Below are 24,082 nucleotides of genomic sequence, written 5' to 3' on the forward strand. Positions count from 1 at the left end.
AAAAAATACTTCTGCTAACATCATGTATAAAACATTGGGGTTTAAGTGGTTATTTGAAGTTTTCTGCCCCGCATCAGCGCTTGTGTCGGCAGATAGGTAAGAAGCCCGCAATCCCCAACGTTTCATACATGTGACCGTTAGTGGCAACCCGTTGGGACGATGCTAACTTTAAACATTTTAACTTTGAACAGACAACAAAAAAATGAAGACGATGAAAAATTTAATCTACATTCTACTTATCGGACTCTTACTAACCACAGGTTGCAAGAAGGACGAAGTAATTCCAACAGGTGCGACACTTCCATTTGAAAATAACAACATCAAAATAGAACTTTTTGCAAATCCTGCACCTTCAAGCATTCGTGACATTTTTTTCTTCAATGCTTCAACTGGATTTGCAGTTTCTTATGATGGTAAAATTTACAAGACGACAAACAACGGAGTTACTTGGGACTTAAAATACACTAATCCGACTACAAATCAACCGTTTTTTCAAATTCTTTTTACCGATGCAAATGTTGGCTTTGTAGTTGGTGGTTCTAACTCTTGCGGTGGGACAGGTTGCGTTCCACCGGGCGGACTAATTCTAAAAACAACTGATGGCGGCAACAATTGGACAAAAATTTTACAAGCATCAAGTTTTGAGGAATTTGTTTCAATTTCTTCAAATAGTTCTGGCGACTTGTTTGCAATTTCGAACGGAACAAAAGGTAGAATTTACAAAAGCACAAACGCAGGTTTAAATTGGACAACTATTGACAGCCTGAATTTTAATTTGCAAAAAATATTCTTTGCTGACAACTTTGGTTATTGCTCAGGAATGAAAGGAAACATAATTCGTAGTAGCGACAATGGAACAACTTGGACTTTGAATACAACATTCACAGCTAACTACGCAACCGACATTAAGTTCATCAATGGAAATGGTTTTTGCATTGCAGACAATCAAATAGTTTACAAAACGACTGACAACGGAAACAATTGGGCACAATCTCTAAATCATCAAAGTAGTTCTTTTGTTCTTAATCCATTGACAGCAAATAGCTGTTTAGTTTTTGGTGCTGGTGCATATTCTGGTGGCGACTTCGGGACTTGGAGTGGAAAAATTATACAAACAACAAACGCTGGAGATAATTGGACTGAAACAGAATTAAAAGAAATTGAACCAATAAGATATTCAAGCTTTTATTCAACGACTGAAGGATATGCGGTAGCAGGTAGTAAACTATTAAAAGTAAAAGTAAAGTAAAAGGACGAATTCGGGCAGCCACTAACAGGCGTTTGGCAAAAGTGGCGGTTCAGTACTCCGCAGACACATTTGTGGTTAATCAAAGTTTGGTTCTCCGCATCAACATTTGTGGTAAAAATTGCCACCTTCGCCAAGCGCCAAAACGTTAGCTGTGATTTTAAAAAGACCGTGAACAAGACAAACAACATAATCGGACAACTACTTAGGTGGACATTTTTTATTCCACTTGCTGCGACAATTTATATTGTTTCAAAACTCTGTCTTTCCTGGACATTCTATTTCATAAGTAGCAATATGGTAGATGATATTAATTCGGTGGTCGACTATGGCGGACATTACATTTTAGGACCATTGTTTGTTTTTTTAAGGGAAGCCTTTGCTGTTGGGTTTGGTGTTTACTCGGGTGTTTATCTCGTACCAAAGCATAAGAAAATTGTTTTTGCAGGTTTCATTTTCCTTTGGTTAATGTTTCTTTTACTCATTTCATTTGCTATTGGTCTGACATTTTTCAGAATGGAATGGACAACTGAAAAACTACTGCGAAACTTGACCGAAATAATTGCACAACTAATTGGATTAGTTATAGCTGGTATTTTCATTTGGAAAGAACAAAAACAAATTGAAGAGCATAACTATTCCGACTTTGAACTATTAGATAACTAACAATTAAATTCAAATAAATATGGACAATCCAATCGTAAAAATTCTGCGTTTTCTTATCTTTTTCCCAATTTGCTTTATTGCAATGGCTATTGTCAATTGGGGTCTTGGACACTTGCTAATTTGGTTTATAGGTTTAAGCAAGTTTTGGTTCATCGTGGTAATTATTTTTCTCGGTGGGACAATTTGGGGACTATTTAAAATGCTGGCTTCATTACTTGTAATGTTAGCAGCATACATTTCTCCAATCAAGTGGCTTGGGACTTTAACAATTTCAATCCTTGCATTAATTAACGGTGGTATTTTAGGCTATAATCTTTGGACTTTAAAAGAAGATTATTCTGGCTGGGAAACATTCGGTGCAGTGGTTGCGACACTACTTGTATTAGAACTAACATTTGCATTAATATATGGAGCAGCAGCAGCAAGTGAAGAACATTACTAAACCAATTGTAAAAATTTTATTGACAGTATTATTTCTATGCTGTCTACTTGATATGCCCTATGGGTATTTTCAGTTGGTTCGTTTTGTTGGTATGACTGGATTTATTGTCCTCGCATACCTTGACAAAGAGAAAGAAGACAAAACAATAATGATAATTTGGATTTGTTCCGCTGTTCTAATTAATCCGATTTTTAAAATAGCACTTGGTAGGACAATTTGGAACATCGTTGACGTTATTTGGAGTATTGTTTTGTTGACGACTTTAATAATTGATTACAATGCTGACAGAAAGAAAAACCACAGCTAACAGCACCTAAAAAAAATGGCGGGGGCAGTGCGAATACAAACATTTGTGCAACTAATAAAGTTTGGTGGGTATAGACAGTTTAGTGTTCCAAAGCCGCCACTTCTTTTAGCTGCAAACCGTTAGCAGAAATATTAAATCAGACAACATGAAATATCAAATAAGATTTTTAAACGTAATATTTGTTTTGACAGCTTTTTTAACGCTTTATAGTTGCCAAAAAGATGATGAGATACCAGAATGGAATGAAAAACTATTCGTAGTAGACAAGATATACAATTACGACAACGACCTTGTGGCAGAATATTTTTATAACAACAAAAACCAACTTATAAAAAAGTATGTAACTGAACATTTGGGCAATAACTATCAGCAAGAATGGGCTTCTTACTCAGATGAATTTGAATATCATGATGGTCTTGTTTCAAAAATTATTCATAAAGACATTTCGCACAATATGTTTAATTATGAAACCCATATCATCTACAATTCTAACGGAAAAATAACGAAAACTGAAGTATACAAAGAAGGTCTGCAAATTTCTTCTAACTCAAATTATAGATACAAAGATGACTATCTAACGGGAATTTTAAAGTACAACTTTGGAACCTTGGTTTATAGGGATTCATTAGTATATAACAATACAGGAAATGTAAGTAAATATATATACGAAAGCCCAGAAATGAATTTATTGGGAGAGCCAATACCGGGAACAAAAATAACTACCATTCAAGAATTTAATTACGATAATCATTCGAGACCTAACTTTAATCTTGACTATCTTTTCATTTATGAACCTCTTCCATTTTTTGAAGAAGCAGATATACAAAGGCAATTATCTACAAATAATATGACTGAGTTTATTGGTGGAACAAAATGGATATATGCATATAATGAACACGGACTACCTTCTGCAATAGAGGTTAAATGGAAAGATATTGAAACAACTTTGCCTATGTTATTAAGAATAGAATACAAAAAAATAGAATAAAAAATACTTCTGCTAACATCATGTATAAAACATTGGGGTTTAAGTGGTTATTTGAAGTTTTCTGCCCCGCATCAGCGCTTGTGTCGGCAGATAGGTAAGAAGCCCGCAATCCCCAACGTTTCATACATGTGACCGTTACCAACAAGGTTAAAAAACAATATGTGATGCGCAAATTAAATAAGAATTAAAACATGAATAAAGTATACAGACCCAAATGGAATAGTGGCAGATATCATAAAACTGGGAAAGACAGATTGGCCTTATTGTACAATAAATTGGAAGGGATGTCTTTTTTATTTGAAGGTGATTCCGCTGATATCATTAACGAACTTTTAAAATATCAGACAAATAAACCAATTCTCATTTCAAATTTATTGAAAATAGGAGACGAATCTTTCTTGAAGGAAGATATAATAGGGTTTTGTAATGAATTAATTAGTGTAGGCCTATTAACACCTAAAATATTTAATGCCACAGAAGTTAATCAATTAAGAAAAATTATAAGTGAACAACGAAGAAACGAAATTGATACTGTTGAAAAAACAATACAAGAAAAATTGCCATTTGAAATTAGTTCTGCGGAAAGGGACTATTCAAATTTTATTGAAAAGGATGGCATTCCTTTATCTGTTATGATAGAATTAACATATAATTGTAACGAGAAATGTATTCATTGCTACAATCCGGGTGCAGCAAGAAATAACAATGAAAAATCTGAAAGACATTTACTGAAAGAATTGAATTTTATTGATTATGTAAGTTTAATAAAAGAATTAAAAGAATTAGGTGTTGCTAAAATTTCGCTCACAGGAGGTGAACCCTTTATAAAAAAAGATATATGGAAGATAATTGAGCTAATTCATCAGCATGGTTTTTCATTTGATATTTTTACTAATGGATTAGCTTTAATAGATAATGTAGATAAGCTAACACAATATTTTCCTCAATCAGTTAAGTTATCAGTTTATAGTGCAGATGAAGAAATACACGACTCTATAACTCGTATTAAAGGCTCTTTAGCAAAAACACTAAAGGTTGCTGCTGATTTACAAAAAAACGGAGTGCCTATTTACTTCAACTGTCCGGTAATGAAAAATAATTTATCAAGTTATCATACTGTTTATGATTTGGCAAAAAAATATACTGCACTTGCTCAATTTGATGTTAATTTAGCTGATTCATTAGATGGTGATATTGCAGTTTCTCAACTATTACAAGTATCTAACGAGCAATTAGAAATCCTTTTAAGAGATTCCAACATTCCATTGTATGTTGGAAAAGAAGCTCCTGATTTTGGAAAAAAAAGACTGCTAAAAAATGAACCATTTTGTGGCGCAGGTTTAAGTTTTTTTAATATAACGCCAGAAGGGAATATAACACCTTGTAATGCTTTTCCTACAAGTTTTGGAAATCTTAAGGATACAAGTTTTAAGGATATTGTTTTTAGTTCTGAAATATTAAAAAAATGGCAAAGCATTACTATTATCGACTATGAAGAATGTGGTGCTTACGAGCAATGTTGGTATTGTAACAGATGTCCTGGACAAAGTTTTATTGAACACGGCAATGCTTTGAAAAAAAGTACTGCGAATCACAAAATTGCTAAAATTCGTTTTGAACTAGCAAAAAAAATTAAAGATGGAAATGACCCCCTCGGAGGAAGAAAACCACATGAAGTATTAAAAGATGGTGAAATTATAATTACAAAGAAAGTGATATCTATAAAAACGAATAAAAATTATAGGAATAATTCTATGGAATTATGAAAAGAAATTTATGGTCAAATTACCTCACCATAAGTAGGTAATTCATTTAAATTTTTAGATATGAAAAAGAATCTTAAAATTTTAAAAGCTTCTACGACAATTACAATGTCGAATTGCCCAAGAGCGTCAGAGTATCAATGTGGTACTTCGTATAGAAGATCGTAGGAATTAGTGCTTGGGGTAACAGATCTGTTACCCCAAAGCATTTCTTAAATATTATTTATGAGAACAGAAGGAATAAAGTTAAACTGTAAAAGGGTTGATATTGATAATGTTTTATATCAAAATAAAGAGGTTGTCTTACAAAACTATATTATTACAAGCGAGTTAACGGACCTTGAATTGATTTCGCCATCTCCAATACATGGTAGAAGTATCATTACACATTTCAATAAAAAAACCAATAGGTATACTATTACCAAAGGCAATGGTTTAACTTATTTTCCTTATGGTTTTGTTAACACAAAAGAGCTCGATTATAATGTTTGGGGGTATCTAAACAAACAAGATGCTACAAGGGATTATTTAAGTGGTATTTATATTAATGAACTTGGAATAAAAACAAACTTAATGGAAGCTGTTTTTTCCATTTTACCTCAAAAGGTAAAAACTTTTGGAAAAGAACAAGTATTAAAACCTTATATTCTACAATATAGCGTTTTGTGTCCTTACAGGATACATGATTTACCATTTATCTCAAAAAAGACACAGGATTATTATGTTAATCAATGGCAGAATTTTACACAAGAAAATTATAACGATTTCCATTGTATTGCAGCGGATATAATGCTGGGAAACATTAAAATAATGCATTCCAATAATGTTTTACATAATGCTATTCATGGTCAAAATTATACACTATCTCTAGAATTATTAGATTTTGAATTAGCACGTACTCCAATTACACCTTATTTAAGAGAAGAAGATGAAGAACGTTACACAATCTTATTTAATCGCGAAATTATTCAAACACTAGAAATTGTGAATTATATTGCATTCTTCTTAAAAGAGAGAATTAACATTAAAACATTAAAAAACATATTTAATAAATACGGATATGATAATTTGCATTCTTAAAAACAACAAGCTAATAAAACCCAGTTGGTAACAAAAAATATAGTGCATTTGGCAGATTGTGCTAAATTTGAAGATGATAGCGATAAATAAACATAGTTGTAAATTGAAAGATTGGAGCATTGAAATGCCAAACGCACCATATTCAAACCGTTATAGCCAATAGTAACGACACACAAAACGACAACTTAACATTAGACAAATGAGCATTACAACCGCAGACATTCAAAAAGCATTAAAAATAAAAAAAGTAGTTACTGAGTATTTTGACAATTCAACTCAAACGACAGTAATGGCGAAGGACTTAATGAAATTATTTATTTCAAAAGGAATATTCACGAAAGACCACCAAGATGGATTTCCCATTCGTGAATTTCTAAGAGAATTGGAAAAAGGTAAAAACTTAAAGCTCATTCCTCAAGCACATTTTGAGCAAAAAGAGCAAAACAAAAACTGGTATTTTATAAAATCTAACAAATAAACCTTATGACCTTTAACGACATTGACGAGATAAAAAAAGCTGGATTTTCAGGCTTTAAAAAAATGAGTGAATTGTTTCTTGACAGTTCAATGCTTCCCAACAACAACGGTGTTTACCTTGTACTTAACATTGACAATAAACCTGGAGATTTTTTAACGGTTGGTTCGGGCGGACACTTCAAAGGAAAAGACCCAAATATTTCTTTGGCAGAATTAAAATCTAATTGGGTTGAAAATACAAAAGTTGTTTATATTGGAAAAGCAACTTCATTAAGGTCAAGGCTTAAACAGTATTTCGGTTTTGGACAAGGGAAAAATATTGGGCATTACGGTGGCAGACTAATATGGCAATTAAAATACTCCAAAGACCTTGTTGTTTGTTGGAAATCCCTGACAATTGACCCAAGAGAATTTGAAGCCGACCTAATTCAACAATTTGTAAAAACTTTCGGTTGCAGACCGTTTGCAAATCTCGCTAACTAATGACACCAAAACAATTTGAAGACTTGGTTTGCGAACACTTCCGCAATAAAGGATATAAAGCCGAAGTAACTTCATACAGCAACGACTATGGCGTTGACGTATTTGCAACTAAAGGCAAAGAAAGAATTGCAGTTCAAGCAAAAATGTATGGCGGTGGAACAAGAAAAATAAACCGACAAATGGTTATGGAACTTCACGGAGCAAAAGACTATTTTGATTGCACAAAAGCAGTTATTGCGACAGATGGAATATTACTTTCAGACGCATTAGAAGTAGCCAACAAACTTAAAATTGACATATTAAATATTGACAGTTCAGTTCCGGTTACTATTAAAAAATCAATTTCAAACGACAAGACATTTGATAGCATTTGGGAAAAATATATTCTTCCATTGCAAGGCAAAACTTTAACAAGGGACAACGGAGAAACAAACGAAATTCTAAAAGTAAATTGGAGTGAAGTTGAACGACTAACATCAAACGGAAACAAAGGGAAAATTAAGGTTGAAATATTCAAACAGGCAATTAACAAACTTTTAACGGACGGCTCAATTACCAGAGACTACATCAACCAAAATTATGTTGGACGAGCATCATCGGGAATAATTTTAATTTTATCACAAGTTCCCTTTTTCAACCTGACAGACAAACCAACTGGACTAAAATACATTAAATGAAAAAAGCCACAACCGAGAGAACTACTGGCTATAACAGCACCTACCCAAAAGGCGGGGTTTCGTGCTTCGCAGACACATTTGTGCAAGCCGAAAGTTCAGTCCTCCGAATGAAGTTTAGTGGTGAAAATCCCGCCCTTCGGGTAGCTGCAAAGCGTTGATAATCAATCCACCAAACTGGTTTTGAAAGTCTGAATACTCATGCTAACGGGTATAAATTGACAGAGTGAAAAGCAAAAGAAATGAAACAATTTAACAAACTATATACTATGAGAAACATACTGATTTGTGCATTCATTTTAATCCATTCTCTATGTTCAGGTGATGACATTATAAAAGGGGAAATTAATATTTCCGGAACGGCCTTAAATTATTCAGATAGTTCAATGTTAATTCTGACCAATGTAGATACTCATAAGCACATTGACACTGCCTATATTATAAACAACAGTTTCAATTTTACTACTCCTAAATCTGAACCTACTGGTTATGGAATTTTTTTCAGAATGGAAAACCAGCCTCGAGATGAGTTCTTATTTTTCTGGAAAGAAAATGTTGACATTTCAATTAATGGAATTAAAGGCGAGATGAAATATGCAAATGTTGAGGGTGGAATAGTACAGAGTCAACAAAATAGCTATAACAAAATCATAAAACCATTAAGTCTGCATTTCGATAGTATAAATGCAATAATTAATTCCGGTGATGTAAAAGATGCAGAAAAAATAAACTCTCTGAATTTACTATTAGATACTATAATAGATGAAAGAGTTGTCTTGGGAGCTAAATATATAATGGAAAATCCCAACGCTTTTTTAAGTGCATCCCTACTAGCCGATTTTGCACCTTTACTTCAAAAGGACGAAATAAAATCACTTTACGAAAATTTGTCTCCAAAAATCAAAGAGTCTGCTAACGCAATAGCTGTTTCTAATTTTTTAAAAATTAGTAAAGATGTAAAAATAGGTGACATTGCCGACGATTTTGAACTACCAGACTTAAATGGCAACAAAGTTGGGTTGAAAGACTTTAAAGGTAAGTTTGTTTTACTAGAATTCTGGGCAGCAGGTTGTGGTCCTTGTAGAATGGAAAATAAAAACTTATTGGCAAACTATAAACTTTATAATAGTAAGGGATTTGAAATAATTAGTATTTCCAACGATAAAAATAAAAAAGATTGGGCTAATGCAACAAAGAAAGATTCCATAATTTGGGCATCTTTGCTTGGGGATACGGAGGTAGCAGCCAAATACAATGTTAAATTTATCCCGTCAAATTTTCTAATAGATCCAACTGGAAAAATTATAGCAATAAATATACAGGGTGACCAATTAGGAGAAAAACTAAAGGACATATTCGGTGAATAAGGAATGATTATAACAAAGACTATAAATAATGGCGGGTGAAGTACATAATTGAAAGCTCGTAACCCGCACCAGCATTGGTGTTGGTTGACAGCGGACAACCACGCAAACCGCCACTATTTATAGCCTCAACCGTTATGGTGCATTTTAAAAAGACGAAATTGAAACAACTAACATTTATATTTACCCTTATCGTTTCGACAACTTTTGCAGCTTTTGGACAGACAGACTGCAATAAAGCTAAGTTGAATGCTCAAACAGACTTTGTAGAAGGAAATTATTTATTTCATTCATTAGAATTTCAGCCAACAGAAAATACTTACCTCTTTGTGCTTAGAGAAGATTACAACATTCAATGGAGTTTTATCGACCAAGACTCTTTGGACTATTACGACTGCTATGATTCAGCTTTGACCGTGAATTTGAGGAAAAAATATGGAGATGACTTTTTAAATAATGCAAGAACAAAAGCTGATAGTTTAGAGCGCACTGAAAATTGGAGAAAAGAACCAGAGTTTCCTGGTGGAAATGCTGCAATGTTCAAATTCATTACGGACAAACTGATAATTGAAGAAGGTGATTTAGGAGAAGGAATTCAAACTAAAATATTTATTTCATTTACAATAACTGAGAAAGGAGAACTTGAAGACATTAAAGTAGTGAAAGGAATTAGTGAAAAGGTTGACAACAATGTCATACAGATATTTAGTGTAATGCCGAATTGGATACCAGCATATTTGTATGGAAAACCTACAAGAATGAGATATTCAATGCCAATTCAACTTGAATATAAATGAGAAAACGCACCATAACAGCAACTACCCAAAAGGCGGGGTTTCGTGCTTCGCAGACACATTTGTTCAAGCCGAAAGTTCAGTTCTCCGAATCAAAGTCTGTGGTAAAAGTCCCGTCCTTCGGGTAGCTGCAAAACGTTAGCAGACATAGCTCTTGCGGATTCCTGCATCACACACTTACCAGCACGAACTCACCCATTTTTTAATAAATGACCAGCCGCCTGATACAAAGTTCTCCGTTGTGGCTAAAAGTTACAAAGTAAATGCCGCCAGGATGGTGCGATAAATCCAACTCATTATTATCTCCAATCATGCGGGGGCTTAAAATCTTAACTCCCCGGCTGTTAAAAATAGAAATTTCGACAGGAAACTTCACCCCGCCGATGTAAAACTTTCCGGTAGCCGGATTGGGATAAATAATGGGCGACATCCGTGTTGACATTGAAGCAGAGCATTTATTAATTGCTGACTGGTGAGATATTATTTCTCCTTTTGGTCAGAATCGCTGTTTCAACCTGACGTTTTTCGGCTATCGGCTATTTTGAATTATCTTTGCAGGAGTTTTAAAAGTATTAAAAAACCAAGCAATGAACATCGTAATAACAGGAGCAAGCAAAGGTATTGGCAATGCGCTGGTTAGGCGGCTGGCTGCCGATCCTACGCATCATATTGTAGCCATATCGCGCGATGCCGAAAAGCTGAACGCATTGGCTGCTGAATGTCGCTGGCAAAACAGCGATGCGCATGTTCACCCCATTGCTTTCGATCTATTGTCGCCTGGCTATTCATTTAATCTTATCCCCAAAATCGTTGAAGCTTTTGATAGTGTTGATGTTTTGGTAAATAATGCCGGATTGCTGATAAAGAAAGACTTTGCAGCTTTTTCAGATGAAGATTTTGATGCGGTGATGAACGTAAACGTTAAGAGCGTATTCAAACTCACCCGTTCGCTGCTGCCCTACTTTGCTCGTCCGGCACATATCGTCAACATCGGCAGTATGGGCGGCATACAAGGCACGGCCAAATTTGCTGGGTTGTCGTTGTACAGTACCGCCAAAGGCGCTGTGGCGGTGCTTACAGAAGCACTGGCCGAGGAGTTATCCGAAAAAAAGATTTCGGTAAACTGTCTGGCATACGGCGCTGTGCAAACAGAGATGCTGGCGCAGGCCTTTCCGGGTTACACCGCTCCATTGAGCCCCGAAAATATGGCGGAGTTTGTCGCCTGGTTTGCGACGCACGGACATCAGTTTTTTAACGGGAAAGTACTTCCCGTTTCATCATCAACACCTTGAAAAATATATTTTTTAATAAATGGACAACGAGGATCTCATAACACATAGCGGAATCATCACACGGCACGAAACCGGAACCCTCTTCGTAAGCATCATAGCGGAATCGGCCTGTTCGGCCTGCCACGCCAAAGGAGTTTGTGGCATGTCGGAAATGCAGGAAAAGGTTGTAGAAATAAGCGACGCGCATCATGCAGAACTTACTGTTGGCACTCCGGTGACCGTGGCTATGAAACGCACCACCGGACTCAAAGCCGTTTTGTATGGATATTTACTACCTTTTGTGCTTTTGCTGACAACACTTTTCGTTGCAATGGGTTATTACCATAACGAAGGCAAAGCAGGCCTGCTGGCACTGGCCATCCTGCTGCCTTACTACTTTGGACTATACATGCTTCGTGACAAGATGAAAACAAGATTTGAATTTACAATACTCGAAACGTAATCAATCACTTCTACTTTAATAATAAAATCCAATGAAACAATTCCTATTCTATCTTCTACTTCTCGCCTTTATCCCTGCTATTGTTCCGGCGCAGGAGCAGCTTTCGCCACGCATTATTCGCAAAGCAGCTTACGCAGATAAAACACCACCACTTCGTGAAATGACCGTGATACTGCCCGGCGAACGAAAACGCGCATGGAAAGATGGCATTATTAAAAATGAATCCGTTGAAATGCTCCCTAAAAATGAAGCAGGAGAGCAGCCTGGAATTTATGAAAGCCTGCAACAAACCAAAGGTGAAACAAAATCGCGCGGACCGTTGGTTAACGTAGATGGCGTGGGCAATGTGAACGGCGTTTACCCGCCCGACACCGATGGCGATGTAGGTCCGAATCATTATTTTCAGATGATCAATCTCTCATTTGCCATATTCAGTAAAACTGGCGCAAGGCTCTATGGTCCCGCCGACAACAGCACGCTATGGCAGGGATTTATTGGCCCCTGGACCGGCACCAACGATGGCGACCCCATCGTGATCTACGACGAGGATGCCGACCGCTGGGTAGCATCACAGTTTGCCGTCGAACTCTCCAACGGCAAAAGCTATGAACTGGTTGCCGTGTCAGCAACCGGCGACCCATTGGGCGAATATTACCGTTATGCTTTCGAATTTGATCATTTCAATGATTATCCTAAACTGGGCGTGTGGGGCGATGGCTACTACTGCACCTTCAATTTCTTCAGCGGCCAATTCATCGGTTCAGGCGTAGCCGCCTTCGAACGCGACAAAATGCTCGTCGGCGACCCCGACGCCAACATGGTGTTCTTTGGGTATTTCCCCGGTAAATTCAGCCTGCAGCCTTCTGACTTCGACGGCATCCTGCCACCCGAAGGCTCGCCTGCTTACATCGCTACAGCTAATATTTTTAATAATAAAAAACTTGAGATTTATGAATTTGCTGTCGATTGGGACGATCCGGCTAACTCAACTTATCAGTTAAGCGTATCGCTCAACCCGGGCTATTTTAATGCAGATGTGGATGGAATACCGCAGCCAGGAACCAACAACCGCCTCGACGTGCTGGCACAGATGCTCATGTTCAGGCTCGCCTATCGCAACTTCGGCACCTACGAAACCATGCTGGCCAACCACACCGTAAAAGTGGGTAGCCGCGCAGGCATAAAATGGTATGAGCTGCGCAAAAACGACACCACCAACTGGTACATCTATCAGCAGGGTGTGTACGCTCCCGACGACGGTCTGCACCGCTGGATGGGAAGCCTGGCCATGAACGCCGACGGCACCATAGCGCTGGGATACTCGGTGAGCAGCAGCAACCATTTTCCTTCCATCCGCTACACCGGACGTCCGGCCGATGCTCCGCTGGGCGAGATGACTTACGAAGAAATAGAAGCTGTGACCGGAACCAGCAACCAAAGCAGTATCTCGCGCTGGGGCGACTATGCCAATATGAGCGTGGATCCGGTGGACAGCACAACTTTTTGGTTTACCACCGAATATTGTCGTGCCGGATGGAAAACCCGCATTATCTCTTTCAATTTTGACCCGTTGATGCCACCAGTAGCCAATGCCGGCGAGGACGCCTCCGTTTGTCAGGACACACTTTTCAGAGCTTTCGGCAGCGTTGCCAACGCCAAGGGGCATCTGTGGACAACCACGGGCGACGGCATCCTTCCCAACCCACAAAACCTCACAACAGTGTATTTCAGAGGAAACGGCGACCTGGCGAAAGGAGAGTTCTGGCTCACCCTCACCGCCGAAGGCTACGGCGAAGGCATGACTGCTTCCGACAGCATCCACGTAGAAATTGTTTTTCGTCCCATCGTCGATGCCGGCAACGACACCACCATACATCTACAGGCTGCCTATCAGGCCAACGCACTGGCGTCCAACTACGAAAACCTGCTGTGGAGTACTACCGGCGACGGCGTCTTCAGCAACGAAAGCTCCCTGCAAACGATCTATACGCCGGGCGAAGAAGACAAAGTAAATCGCACCGTGAAGCTTACGCTGATGGCTTCACCCCTCTCGCCCTGCTCTTTTGGCGGCAGCGACAACCTAACCCTAACCCTCGATCCCACCATTGGAATCGCCGAAGCACCAGCGTCAGAAAAAATTTCGGTTAGCCCAAATCCTTCTTCCGGGAAATTTACCGTCACGGCCAGTGGCATCAACCGGGATGCGATCATCAACATCATGAATACTGCCGGCGACATCGTTTTTACCGAACACATGCAGCCCGGCGAATACTCCAGAGCATTCGACCTGCGCTATCAGCCGGCAGGCATTTATCTTGTGCAGATCAACACAGGAAAAACTACTGTGGTGGAAAAAGTGATCATTCAGTAGCGCGTGGCGCAATACATTTCCAATAATATTCGAATTTTAAAAAACAAAAAAGCCTCAGATGACTGAGGCTTTTTTGTTTTTATTTTTAGATGCGCCCAAGTTAGGCGTCTGGACGATGTTGCGTTTTAGGACACGCAGCCTTGTGCCTTTGCCTTATTTCCACAGCATTCCAATGGGTTTGCTTTAAACAAAAACAGCCTTCCGGATTTATCATACGCAAGGCTGTTTTTTATTAAAATAGATAATTTTCTACTTAAAATCTTTCTTTAGGATTTCTACCCAGGCGTTGACGCGCTCGAGAGTTTTGTCTTTTTGGTTGTCTTCGTCGATGATCAGGCCAACGAATTTACCATCTTTCACGGCCATCGACTCGGCAAAATCGTAACCGCCGGTGGGCCACACACCGATTATTGTTGCCTTGTCGGCCACGGCATCGTATAAACGTCCTGCTCCATCGGCAAAGCTGTCGGAGGAGGCTTCCTGGTCACCGAGGCCAAAGATGGCTATCTTCTTTTTCTTTAGATCGGCCTTTTTTACTTCATCAATAAAATCCAGCCAGTCTTCCTGCATCTCACCAATTTCCCACGTGGGGGTTCCGAGCACCAGATATGGGAACTTGTTAAGGTCAGCTTTTGAAGCATCTTCAACATTTATAACCATACATCGCTCCTGGCCAAAGGCGTTGCAAATGAGATTAGCAACCTTTTCGGTGCTCCCGGTTGAGGAGCCATAAAATATTCCAATATTTTTTTCCATCACAAATAAATTTTAGATGTTGGCAGTAGTATGCCTACACATTCAGTAATGAGCAAAAAACACGCAGTGCCCACCTTTGTTCAACTTTGGTTCAATCCAAAGATACCTGCCATCAAGCCACCATCCAAGCTAAAGGCTTGGCCGGTGATGCATGCCGACAGCTGTGAGAGAAGCCATTCGGCCAGTGAGCGGTGGCACCGCCGACGATGAAGTATTTGTTTTCGAGGTCGGGATTCATTATTCTATTTTACTAAAAAAACACAGGGGATGACGCACATAATTGGTATTTTAACAGCCCAGGTTTCCCTGTTGCCAATGCGATCCCCTGTATTTTGTTGTGTTGTGATTTCAGATTTCAAGGCTATGCCTCGTCGTCTTCGTCTTCTTCCAGATCCATCATCATACCCCAACTGATGGCTGTCAGTGTGCCGTCGTCGAAATAGAAGTCGATGAGAGCATCGTCGAATGAAACGCGTTTTTCGTTTTCGTACTCTTCGTCATCCATCACCTCGGTGTCCATGTCTTCGTATTCGTGGTCGTTCATCAGCTTGATGACTTCAGCTTCCTTGAGGTCAAAAAGCTTTTTACCGAAGAGCATTACGTCGCGGTTTTCGGTCTCGAACTGTGTGAGCACGGGCTCTTCGTCCACTTCAAAAAACAACGACAGTTCCATGTCGTCGTAGTGATAGATAATGCTGTCGCCCATGTCCTCGTCGACGATTTCTTCTTTCTCGTCGGGCTCGCCCAGATGAGCAACGATTTGTTTTGGTGTACTGCCAAACTCAAGCGCACCAAATCCCTCCAGTGGCTTAATCTCGAATGACATTTCTTTCATAATTTGTAATAGTTTTTAATGAATTATTTTAATGGTGAATTTGGTTCGTGTACAAAATGTCTAAAAACCATCTTGTTAAGAAATTGCGGTACAAATTTATTAAGATAAACGGTCGCTTTGCCCTGCGCGGTAAGAATTATGTTGTTTTTGCGATGGTAGACGGCGCAGGCAATTTTATGAGCCACCTTTTCGGCGCTCATGAGTTTATTTTCGTCGAGTGGCGACTCCCCCTGCTGCGAGCCATCGGCAGCCAGCGCCACATTGCGGATGTTAGACCTGGTAAAACCCGGGCAGGCTATGAGCACGTGCACGTTGTTGTGAAGATTTTCGATGCGGATCACCTCCATGAGACCCTGTATGGCAAACTTGGAAGCTGAATAGCCAGTTCGCCCCGGCAGCCCTTTGTAGCCTGCCACCGAAGAAACAGCTACCAACGAGCCTTGCGTAGCCTGAAGATGGGGCAGCGCATATTTAGAGCAATAAGCAGTGCCCCAAAAGTTGACATCCATGAGCCGCCTGAGCACATCGAGTTCCACATCCTCAAAAAGCGCACGCATAGAGATGCCTGCATTATTGATCAATACATCTATTTTTCCGAATTTGTCGATGGCAGCTTCTACCAGATTTTGGCAATCGCTCTCAATGCTCACATCGGTAGCAACGGCAAGCATTTCATGGCCTTTTTCGGCCAGCGACTTTTGCATCTGTTGCAACTTAGCCACATTGCGGGCGGCAGCAACCACACGTGCACCATTGCCGGACAGCTCTCTCACCAATGCCTCCCCTATTCCCGAGGAAGCCCCGGTTATCACGACAACTTTGTTTTTGAAATTCATAGTTGCGGAAACAACGTTGTAAACTGCATCTAATTTTGTCTGATGAAAAACTTATTGAAATTTCTTTGGGTTTTGTTTTTTATATTCCGCGATAAACATCCCAAATTGAGTTTGAACATAAAAATTACTCACCTCCCAAAGTTTTGTCGGCACGCTCCTGTGCATCTGCTTTTAATTTATCAGCCTGGCGGCGGGCAGCATCAAGGATATCATCAGATTTCTTTTGCGCAGCCTTTACCAGATTGTCGGCTGTGTTGTCAGCTTCGGCCAGCAGATTTTTGATTGCAGCTTTGGCTGCCGCTTCAGCAAGTGGGCCTTCCTCTTTGGCTTTATCTAATAATTTATCGGCTTGTTTGCGTGCTTCCTCTTTGGCTTTTTCGGCACTCTGCGCTACCTTTAACATTGTTGCGTCAGCTTGTTGCTGTGCGTCGGCAATAATCTTTCGTGCTTTCTGGTCAGCGTCGTCGATAATTTTTTGAGCATCGACACGGGCTTCGGCTTTCGCCTTGTCAAATCTCTCGCGAGCCTCCTGTTCGAGTTTTTCTTTTTGCCGTTGCAGCTCTTCGAGTGCTTTATTTTTCAAATCATCAATCATCGACTTGCCGGAACCTTCGCCCGGGAAGATGCTCACGGTAGGATCGGAAAGTGTTCCGCCGATGTTGGCTTTTACGGTGACGGTTTCCCCCAGGCTAAAGTTGGTTCCTATCTTATTGGCTTCCTTCACCAGGTTTTCGAGGATGTCGTTGGCAGCTCCACCAAATTTGGCGCGCGGTATGGTCAGGATCATGTCGTAGCTAATGGTTTGATCCAGCGCCGTCCAGCCGCCAATGCTGGCGCTCATGTCGGCATATTTTATATCAAAAGGCTGCACGTGCAATTTGCCATTGATAAACTCGAACGAAAGATCCACCGGCCCCATCAGCAGTCGCTTCAGATCGGGCATCTTGAGCAGGTCGGCCAATTTATTAAAGGTGTTTACATTCTGAATGGTAATGGTAGTAGTTTGCAGGCTCCCGTTACCGTTGAGACTGCTGTAAACGGGCATCATTCCTTTGTCCAGCAGTGTCGTCATATCGAAGTTGACGGTAAATTTTCCCTGTGTTTTTTCAGCGATCGGGGTAAACTTCTCTATGGTACCTATGTTTTTGTAGGCCGTCTGAATGTCGATGTCGGCAATACGCATGTCGAGCTGGGCTTGTGGATGCGCGGGATTTCTTGTATCATATTTTCCCGAAAGGCTGGCAGTTCCATCCAAAATTCCCATGTTGAGATTATCGAGTGTAACAGCTTTGTCGGCTACCACCATTTTGCCATTGACGTTGGTCAATTCCAAATTATCATAAAACACCTTATCAAATTGTGTGGTGAGCGTGAAGTGGATGTCGGCCGGAATTTCAATTACGCCCATTGAAGCAGTATCTGCCGGCGATGTGCTTTCCGCCGGAGTAGTCGGTTCATTGGTTGGAGCGGATTCATCGGCTGGCATCAGATCGGTGATGTTAAGATAGGATGACCTGGCGTCGAGCTGTCCTCTCAAGATTCCATCGGAAAGGAAATAAGGCATAAAGTTTTCGATGCGGCCGGTGGCCGAAAAATCGTTTCGTCCAATGTTCAAGGCAAAGTTTACAAGGTCGAGATAGGCCGGCGAAAAGTTGAGTTGTGCGTTGGCAATGTGTACCGGCTCATTGAAAAATTCCGTCGGATAATTAAAGTTTTTCATCAACAGCGATCCTATGAATTTAAAATCTTCATAACGTTCATTTTCAATAGCCGACATGGCTCCTTCAAAAGAAAAATCGGCCGTGATCATTCCGCTAAGGGATTCAGCTTCTTCGAGCGGATACACTTCGGCAATGCGCGATAAGTCACCCTCCGCTTCTACGGCACCCTTCAGGTGCATGTCGCTCATTGGATTTTTAATAAAAAGGTTAGCCGAAATTGCATTGCCAGCCATCACAAGGTCAAAGCGGGAAACATCTACGGTAAGATTGTCCAGGTCGCCGCCAGGGAAGTTGACGCGGGTGTCGATATTTACATCACGCACGGCCTGCGGCAGGTCGGGATACTGGAAGTAACCGTCGTTCACCTCCAGATTGATAGCAAAAGCAGGATAACTCGTTTCGGTGTACATTCCCTTCACGTTGCCCTTGATGCTCATTGTGCCGGAGGTTTTCAAACCATCGAAGTTGGTGCTATAAATTGCCGGCACCATCGACAGGAAGTTTTTAAACTCCGATTCCTGAGAGGCGAAAGTCAGCATCAGATTCATGTCGCCATTTTCCTGCATGCCCACCGAACCATCAAATCCGATAAACAATCGATTAAGTCGCAACTGATTTTTTTTCAAAGTATAAATACTGTTGGCCAAATCAGCGTCGATCAGGGCATGTAACTCAGCATCCACATTCCGAAGATATTTCACGCCGTCGTAAATCACCGTCACGCGCTCTATGCTGGTGTAGGTATTCAATGAGGTAAAGTCGAGCGTAAAATCACCGGACATCTTGAAATCCACACCTTCGAGCAGCGCATAGGTAGTAAGACTTTTGTCGTCGTAGATGATGCGCCCGTCGTTGATGGCCACATGCTGCAAATCGAGTTTAAAAGGGGAAGCCGATTCGTCAGGTGTAGGTTCGGGAGTTGATTCGGAAGGCAGCATAATATCGTAGTTGGCAAGTCCCTCCTTGGTTACGCGCACATTTACACGGGGGTTTCTAATGTGCACCTTGCGCAGCTTGTAGGCTTCGCACCTGATCACACTCATCAGATCGAGCGTAAGGTCGAAATCAGGAATCCACGCCAGCGTGTCGCCCTCAAAAGGCGCTTTATTAACCACCGAAAGCCCTTCGAGCCTGAAGTTGAAGTTGGGAAAACTCCTGAACAACGACAGACTGAAGTCGGTAAAATCCACTTGTGCATTCACATTTTTATTAATCTCCTGTTTTACCTTCTCCACGATCTGGTCACGGAAAAAATAGGGTATGGCAACCATTGCCAAAAGCACCACCAACAAGAAGATTCCAATAATTTTAAAAAATAATTTCATGACGTTTTATTTTAAATTTCATTTATTTTCTTTACGAAAAGGAACATAGATTAAATTTCTAAGATAAAAATCAGCGATCACCAGCGCTGCCATAGCTTCTACTACCGGCACTGCACGTGGCACTACGCAAGGATCGTGGCGGCCGGTAACCGAAAGTTGCACCTCTTTGCCGCTTTTGTCCACCGTCGTTTGCTGCCTTGCAATACTTGCCGGCGGCTTAAATGCCACCCGAAAAATAACGGACTGTCCGTTGGAGATGCCGCCCTGAATGCCTCCGGAGTGGTTGGTACGCGTGGTGATTGCACCATTTTCAACGACAAAAGCATCGTTATGTTCAGAGCCTTTGCGCGAAGCAGCGACAAACCCCTCTCCCACCTCAAAACCTTTGGTAGCATTGATGCCCATCATGGCGGCAGCCAGAGCAGCGCTGAGTTTGTTGTAAACAGGCTCCCCCAATCCGGCGGGCACACCAGTGATGGTACACGCCACAACGCCGCCCACCGAGTCACCCTGTCGGGCAAGCTCCGCGAGTAGTTCTTCCATTCGCGAAGCAGCGACTTTATCGGGACAACGCGTTGGACTATCGTCCACTATTTTTTGCGTAAGCGCTGATAAATTCGCTTGTGCAGTAATGTTTCCGATTTGATGTGTGTAAGCCAACACCTGAATTCCAAACTGCTTTAAAAGATGTGTGGCAAAGGCGCCCGCCGCAACACGCACCAAAGTTTCGCGCGCCGAAGCACGTCCGCCGCCGCGCTGATCGACATGACCATATTTTTGGTGATAAGTGTAATCGGCATGAGAAGGCCGGTAAACATTGGAAAGCGCATCGTAATCTGCGCTACGTTGATCGCTGTTGCGGACAATAAAAGCGATGGGCGATCCTGTAGTTTTGTTGTCGAAAATGCCGGAAAGAACCTCGATTTTATCAGCCTCCTTGCGCTGGCTTACCAACCTGGACTGACCGGGCTTGCGACGGTCGAGACATTGCTGCACAAAATCCAGGTCGATGATAACGCCGGGCGGAAAACCATCAATAACGCCACCCATGGCCAAGCCGTGCGATTCGCCAAAGCTTGTGATGCGCAAAATTTCTCCAAAACTGTTTGAGGCCATAGCGTCTGGTGATTCTTAAAAATTACAGCAAAGGTCGGATAATATAGTGTTACAAAAAGTTAATTGATAAAAAGAAGATGGAAAGAAGAGGTGAGTGATGAGAATTGAGAGATGAGCGGTGAGAGATGAGAAAATGATTGAATAAAACCAGTCCTTCGGTGGTTGCGGTGGCTGCGGTGACTCTGGTGGCTGAGCGGAGCCGAAGCCAGCTTGTCGAAGCCATCCGAAAAGTTACACAGTGTTACACCAAGTTTTACACAGAGTAACACAGTGAAACCTCAAATTTAGAAAATAACAATTGAATAAAGCCAGTCCTTCGGTGGTTGCGGTGGCTGCGGTGACTCTGGTGGCTGAGCGGAGCCGAATCCAGCCCGTCGAAGCCATCCGAAAAGTTACACAGTGTTACACTAAGTTTTACACAGAGTAACACAGTGAAACCTAAATTTAGAAAATAACAATTGAATAAAACCAGCCCTTCGGTGGTTGCGGTGGCTGCGGTGACTCTGGTGGCTGAGCGGAGCCGAAGCCAGCCTGTCGATGCCTTATTCTTTAAAAGAAAAACCCCCGGGATGAATTGGTGCTTCAATCTTCCCGGGGGTTTTTTATTCTGATGCCAGAGAGCTGTTACTAGTCGCTGACCAGTTTGAGTTTTGACTCAAGGACTTTTAATTCCTCTTTGGCATTGTTGATTTTCTTTTCAAACTCGTCTTTAAACAGGCTTGCCTTCTTGCTGTCGGCCAGGAAACCGATGTTGTTTTCCCACACGTTGATGTCGTCGCGCAGGGTGCTGATTTTTCCCTGAATAAAGCTGCGCTCGCGCGTGAATGTGCGCTGGGCATCGGGAGCCTCCCTAACGGATTCCATACGGCTACGATAGGTGGAGAGCGAAATCTCGTGGCTGCTGATGTTGAGCTTGTCGAGTTGTTTGTTCACAATATTTCTGAAAGCATTCTGCAACCGGTCTTTGTCTTTGAAAGGCACGTGGCCGATGTCGGTCCACTGGCGCTGGAAGTCTTTGAGTTTGTTGAGGTTTTCGGATTTATCCTCACCAAATTGGGTTTCTTCCACCAGCTTGATAAGCTCCTCTTTGCGGCGCAGGTTTTCACCTTCGTCCTCGCGGATGCTGGCAAAATGTTTTGATTTATTATTGAAAAAAGTGTCGCAGGCAACACGGAAACGTCTCCATATTTTGTCGGCATTTTTGCGTGGCACCGGTCCAATTTCTTTCCACTCTTTTTGCATTTCGATGAGCTCACGCGTAGTCTGCCTCCAGTTGTCACTTTCGCTCAGGGCTTCAGCGCGCACGCAGAGGTCGAGTTTTTGGTTGTAGTTGTTAACCTGCTGATCTTTGAGCTTGCCGAAATATTCTTTCTTTTCGTTAAAGAAATTATCCATACTGGTGCGGAAGCGTTCCCACACCTCGTCGTTCTGGCGTTTTGCGGCAGGACCTATGGTTTTCCACACTTTAAAAAGCTCGTTGAAATGGTGGGTTTTCTGTTGCCATTGTTTCAACGAATCCACCTGACCTTCGACCAATTGCTCGGCTTTTTCGCAGAGCGCCACTTTTTGCTCATAATTGATGTCGTGCTGATCTTCCATCAACTTGTAGTGATCGCGGCGACGCTGGTTAATCTTATCGGTTGTGGATTTGAAGCGTTCCCATATCTCTTCGTTTTTGTCGGCAGGCACCGGCCCCACCTCTTTCCATTGTTCGTGGAGGCGTTGCAGGGCTTTGAAAGATTTAATAATTGACGACTCGAGCAAGAGCTCTTCGGCTCGTTCGCAGAGTTCTATCTTTTGCTCAAGGTTTTTCTTTAGGTCGAGATCTTTAAGCTCTTTGTTAATTTTTACTTTATCAAAAAACTTCTCCACCAGAAAATGATAGTTCTGCCACAGGTTGTTCACCTCAGCTTTGGGAACTATTCCCAGCGATTTCCACTCTTCCTGTAAAGCGCGGAAATCGTCGTAGGTCTTCTTCAGGGTTTCTTCGGAAGCGATAAGCTCTTTCAGCTCGTCAAGTATCTGCTGCTTACGCGTCAGGTTTTTCTGTTTCTGCACTTCGAGCTGATCCAGATAAATGCCGCGTTTTTGTTTATAAATAGCGAAAAGCTGGTCAAATTTTCCCTGAAGGGTGTCGTGAATCGGGGCTGCTTGTTTTTCAGGAACTTCTTCTTCGCTTTCCTGACCTTCTTCTTGCCCGGCGTCGGTAAGACTTTCCTGCATCTGGTCTTCTTTGAAAGCTTTGGTCTTTTTGATGAATGCGACTTTTATCAAAGCCACCTTTGGTTTTATCTCGTTCACATCATCGGCAGCCACCAGCTTCTCAAGCTGGTCTATAAGCTCCTCGCGTGATAATTCTTCAAAATTGGTAATCTCTCCTTCGTCTTCTTCCTCCTCATCATCCTCTTCTTCGTCGTGAGTTTTATCCAGGTCGTTGTCGACAGTTTTTACGGAGGCAGCCGCAGTTTGTTGTGTTGCCGTGTCAACCACAGCTTCAGCTTCAGCAACAGCTTCTGTTTTGTCAGCAACTTCGGGTTCAGCAGCAGCTTCGGGTTCGGTTACTGGTTTTGCCTCAGCCTCTGTTTCGTCCGGTTTTTCTGCAGCAGGTCCCGAAGTCGATTCATCCGTCACCTGAATGGTTTCCCCAGCGTCATCGCCAGTGGATTCAACCTGATCAACTGCGGCTGCTGGTTCTGTTTCATCTTGCGGAATAGCCTCTGCTTCAACAGATGGCGCCTCCTCATCAGTTACATCGCTTACCGCAGAAGTGATTAACTCAACACCCTTTTCAGCGTTATCTGCAGATGCAGCATCACTTGGGGTCTCTTCTGTAATTGCGCTTTCAGCGGGATTTTCATCCAGCTGCTGCTCTGCTTCCACAGGAGCGCTTTGGGATTGTTCGTCGGCAGATTCCTGAACCTGAACTAAAGGTTGATTGGCTTCTTCCTGTTGTTGTTCAGTCTGGAGTGTCTTCTCATCCTGTGTCCCGTTTTGGGATTCTTCAGGAATTTGATTGGTTTGATCTTTTGTTTCCATTGACTAAAGAATTTTGTCTTACGTAGCGTTTTGTTTTACGGTATTCTGGTTTTTATACTCAAATAAAA

25 protein-coding genes are annotated in these 24,082 nt (G+C 41.5%); 18 read left to right on the forward strand and 7 right to left on the reverse strand.

Annotated elements, in window-relative coordinates; all coding sequences use genetic code 11:
- Positions 1-211 precede the first annotated feature (211 nt).
- From VFC92_14045 to VFC92_14100, 12 genes are all read left to right on the forward strand, one after another.
- Entirely contained in the window at positions 212-1,249 is a 1,038-nt protein-coding gene (locus VFC92_14045) for a YCF48-related protein (protein ID HZK09302.1), read from the forward strand.
- Positions 1,250-1,417: 168 nt separating this feature from the next.
- On the forward strand, positions 1,418-1,912 hold the full coding sequence (locus VFC92_14050) for a hypothetical protein (GenBank protein HZK09303.1): 495 nt from the start codon (positions 1,418-1,420) through the stop codon (positions 1,910-1,912).
- Between the two features lie 19 nt (positions 1,913-1,931).
- Positions 1,932-2,354 (forward strand): hypothetical protein, encoded by a 423-nt coding sequence (locus VFC92_14055; protein ID HZK09304.1) that lies wholly within the window; start codon positions 1,932-1,934, stop codon positions 2,352-2,354.
- Between the two features lie 452 nt (positions 2,355-2,806).
- A complete protein-coding gene (locus VFC92_14060) occupies positions 2,807-3,649 on the forward strand; it encodes a hypothetical protein (GenBank protein HZK09305.1) in 843 nt (280 codons plus the stop codon).
- A 191-nt stretch (positions 3,650-3,840) separates the two neighbouring features.
- Positions 3,841-5,415: a radical SAM protein gene (locus VFC92_14065; protein ID HZK09306.1), complete on the forward strand. Its 1,575-nt coding sequence runs from the start codon at positions 3,841-3,843 to the stop codon at positions 5,413-5,415.
- Between the two features lie 222 nt (positions 5,416-5,637).
- Entirely contained in the window at positions 5,638-6,492 is an 855-nt protein-coding gene (locus VFC92_14070) for a hypothetical protein (GenBank protein HZK09307.1), read from the forward strand.
- Between the two features lie 199 nt (positions 6,493-6,691).
- Positions 6,692-6,970 (forward strand): hypothetical protein, encoded by a 279-nt coding sequence (locus tag VFC92_14075; GenBank protein ID HZK09308.1) that lies wholly within the window; start codon positions 6,692-6,694, stop codon positions 6,968-6,970.
- Between the two features lie 5 nt (positions 6,971-6,975).
- The gene (locus VFC92_14080) at positions 6,976-7,452 is read left to right on the forward strand and encodes a GIY-YIG nuclease family protein (GenBank protein ID HZK09309.1); all 477 of its coding nucleotides are present in this window, start codon (positions 6,976-6,978) and stop codon (positions 7,450-7,452) included.
- Positions 7,452-8,129 carry a restriction endonuclease gene (locus tag VFC92_14085; GenBank protein ID HZK09310.1) on the forward strand — a complete coding sequence of 226 codons (678 nt, stop codon included), beginning with the start codon at positions 7,452-7,454 and terminating at the stop codon, positions 8,127-8,129. The genes VFC92_14080 and VFC92_14085 overlap by 1 nt, the downstream gene beginning before the upstream one ends.
- Positions 8,126-8,287 (forward strand): hypothetical protein, encoded by a 162-nt coding sequence (locus tag VFC92_14090; GenBank protein ID HZK09311.1) that lies wholly within the window; start codon positions 8,126-8,128, stop codon positions 8,285-8,287. Before VFC92_14085 ends, VFC92_14090 begins: the two co-directional genes overlap by 4 nt.
- Before the next feature lie 108 nt (positions 8,288-8,395).
- A complete protein-coding gene (locus VFC92_14095) occupies positions 8,396-9,493 on the forward strand; it encodes a TlpA disulfide reductase family protein (protein HZK09312.1) in 1,098 nt (365 codons plus the stop codon).
- Between the two features lie 158 nt (positions 9,494-9,651).
- Complete coding sequence (locus VFC92_14100; protein ID HZK09313.1) at positions 9,652-10,287, forward strand: energy transducer TonB; 636 nt, start codon at positions 9,652-9,654, stop codon at positions 10,285-10,287.
- Positions 10,288-10,486: 199 nt separating this feature from the next.
- On the opposite strand, the gene VFC92_14105 is transcribed toward VFC92_14100, so the two are convergent.
- Positions 10,487-10,726 (reverse strand): T9SS type A sorting domain-containing protein, encoded by a 240-nt coding sequence (locus VFC92_14105; protein ID HZK09314.1) that lies wholly within the window; start codon positions 10,724-10,726, stop codon positions 10,487-10,489.
- Positions 10,727-10,871: 145 nt separating this feature from the next.
- Here VFC92_14105 and VFC92_14110 point away from each other — a divergent pair, with 145 nt between their 5' ends.
- The 3 genes from VFC92_14110 to VFC92_14120 are packed head-to-tail and all read left to right on the forward strand — an operon-like array spanning position 10,872 to position 14,389.
- The gene (locus VFC92_14110) at positions 10,872-11,576 is read left to right on the forward strand and encodes an SDR family oxidoreductase (GenBank protein HZK09315.1); all 705 of its coding nucleotides are present in this window, start codon (positions 10,872-10,874) and stop codon (positions 11,574-11,576) included.
- 19 nt (positions 11,577-11,595) lie between these two features.
- Positions 11,596-12,018, forward strand: coding sequence for a SoxR reducing system RseC family protein (locus VFC92_14115; GenBank protein ID HZK09316.1), 423 nt, complete (start codon positions 11,596-11,598; stop codon positions 12,016-12,018).
- 31 nt (positions 12,019-12,049) lie between these two features.
- Positions 12,050-14,389, forward strand: a complete 2,340-nt coding sequence (locus VFC92_14120) for a T9SS type A sorting domain-containing protein (GenBank protein ID HZK09317.1) — start codon at positions 12,050-12,052, stop codon at positions 14,387-14,389.
- Between the two features lie 249 nt (positions 14,390-14,638).
- Here the strand turns inward: VFC92_14120 and VFC92_14125 are convergent, their stop codons facing one another.
- Positions 14,639-15,145 (reverse strand): flavodoxin, encoded by a 507-nt coding sequence (locus VFC92_14125; GenBank protein ID HZK09318.1) that lies wholly within the window; start codon positions 15,143-15,145, stop codon positions 14,639-14,641.
- A gap of 48 nt (positions 15,146-15,193) precedes the next feature.
- On the opposite strand from VFC92_14125, the gene VFC92_14130 reads away from it, so the two are divergent.
- Positions 15,194-15,355, forward strand: coding sequence for a hypothetical protein (locus VFC92_14130; protein ID HZK09319.1), 162 nt, complete (start codon positions 15,194-15,196; stop codon positions 15,353-15,355).
- 151 nt (positions 15,356-15,506) lie between these two features.
- On the opposite strand, the gene VFC92_14135 is transcribed toward VFC92_14130, so the two are convergent.
- The 4 genes from VFC92_14135 to aroC form a co-directional block, all read right to left on the reverse strand.
- Positions 15,507-15,980, reverse strand: a complete 474-nt coding sequence (locus VFC92_14135) for a hypothetical protein (protein HZK09320.1) — start codon at positions 15,978-15,980, stop codon at positions 15,507-15,509.
- Positions 15,981-16,003: 23 nt separating this feature from the next.
- Complete coding sequence (locus tag VFC92_14140; GenBank protein ID HZK09321.1) at positions 16,004-16,816, reverse strand: SDR family oxidoreductase; 813 nt, start codon at positions 16,814-16,816, stop codon at positions 16,004-16,006.
- A gap of 124 nt (positions 16,817-16,940) precedes the next feature.
- Positions 16,941-19,862, reverse strand: a complete 2,922-nt coding sequence (locus VFC92_14145; GenBank protein ID HZK09322.1) for an AsmA-like C-terminal region-containing protein — start codon at positions 19,860-19,862, stop codon at positions 16,941-16,943.
- 18 nt (positions 19,863-19,880) lie between these two features.
- A complete protein-coding gene (gene aroC, locus VFC92_14150) occupies positions 19,881-20,978 on the reverse strand; it encodes a chorismate synthase (protein ID HZK09323.1) in 1,098 nt (365 codons plus the stop codon).
- Between the two features lie 137 nt (positions 20,979-21,115).
- On the opposite strand from aroC, the gene VFC92_14155 reads away from it, so the two are divergent.
- Both VFC92_14155 and VFC92_14160 read left to right on the forward strand, forming a co-directional pair.
- The gene (locus tag VFC92_14155) at positions 21,116-21,244 is read left to right on the forward strand and encodes a hypothetical protein (protein HZK09324.1); all 129 of its coding nucleotides are present in this window, start codon (positions 21,116-21,118) and stop codon (positions 21,242-21,244) included.
- Between the two features lie 32 nt (positions 21,245-21,276).
- Positions 21,277-21,405, forward strand: coding sequence for a hypothetical protein (locus tag VFC92_14160; protein HZK09325.1), 129 nt, complete (start codon positions 21,277-21,279; stop codon positions 21,403-21,405).
- Between the two features lie 200 nt (positions 21,406-21,605).
- On the opposite strand, the gene VFC92_14165 is transcribed toward VFC92_14160, so the two are convergent.
- A complete protein-coding gene (locus VFC92_14165; protein ID HZK09326.1) occupies positions 21,606-24,014 on the reverse strand; it encodes a DUF349 domain-containing protein in 2,409 nt (802 codons plus the stop codon).
- Between the last annotated feature and the right edge of the window lie 68 nt (positions 24,015-24,082).

The sequence above is a fragment of the Bacteroidales bacterium genome (genome assembly GCA_035647615.1).
Classification (GTDB): domain Bacteria; phylum Bacteroidota; class Bacteroidia; order Bacteroidales; family 4484-276; genus SABY01.